The 636-nt window shown below is 50.8% G+C and carries 6 tRNA genes; all 6 read left to right on the forward strand.

Annotation, left to right across the window (positions count from 1 at the left end):
- Window positions 1-51 precede the first annotated feature (51 nt).
- The 6 genes from ORH16_RS18850 (at window position 52) to ORH16_RS18875 (ending at window position 603) form a co-directional block, all read left to right on the forward strand.
- Window positions 52-125 (forward strand) — tRNA-Arg (locus ORH16_RS18850).
- A gap of 13 nt (window positions 126-138) precedes the next feature.
- Window positions 139-212, forward strand: a tRNA-Pro gene (locus tag ORH16_RS18855).
- 17 nt (window positions 213-229) lie between these two features.
- Window positions 230-302 (forward strand) — tRNA-Ala (locus ORH16_RS18860).
- Between the two features lie 28 nt (window positions 303-330).
- Window positions 331-404, forward strand: a tRNA-Met gene (locus ORH16_RS18865).
- A gap of 13 nt (window positions 405-417) precedes the next feature.
- A tRNA-Ile gene (locus tag ORH16_RS18870) sits at window positions 418-491 on the forward strand.
- A gap of 22 nt (window positions 492-513) precedes the next feature.
- Window positions 514-603 (forward strand) — tRNA-Ser (locus ORH16_RS18875).
- Window positions 604-636: the final 33 nt, after the last annotated feature.

Raw genomic sequence — 636 nt, forward strand, 5'->3', positions numbered from 1 at the left:
GATCACCGTACCGGTTCGATTCCGGTCCTCGGCATAGTGTGAAAACACCATGCACCCATAGCTCAACTGGATAGAGTGTTTGACTACGAATCAAAAGGTTAGGGGTTCGACTCCCTTTGGGTGCATTATAGTTTTTAGCGGGAAGTAGCTCAGCTTGGTAGAGCACTTGGTTTGGGACCAAGGGGTCGCAGGTTCGAATCCTGTCTTCCCGATTATTTTGTAACATCATGGGGCCTTAGCTCAGCTGGGAGAGCGCCTGCTTTGCACGCAGGAGGTCAGCGGTTCGATCCCGCTAGGCTCCATTTCATTTTTTAATGAAAATCATATTTTCGCGGTGTAGCTCAGCTGGCTAGAGCGTCCGGTTCATACCCGGGAGGTCGGGGGTTCGATCCCCTCCGCCGCGATACTTTAGAGCTTGGACCTTTAGCTCAGTTGGTTAGAGCAGACGGCTCATAACCGTCCGGTCGTAGGTTCGAGTCCTACAAGGTCCATTGTTTTCTAATTTTTAATGCTGGAGGATTACCCAAGTCCGGCTGAAGGGAACGGTCTTGAAAACCGTCAGGCGGGTAAAACCGTGCAAGGGTTCGAATCCCTTATCCTCCTTTTTTAATATTATCGCGGGATGGAGCAGTCTGG

This window comes from Enterococcus sp. HY326 (genome assembly GCF_026157065.1).
Classification (GTDB): Bacteria; Bacillota; Bacilli; order Lactobacillales; family Enterococcaceae; genus HY326.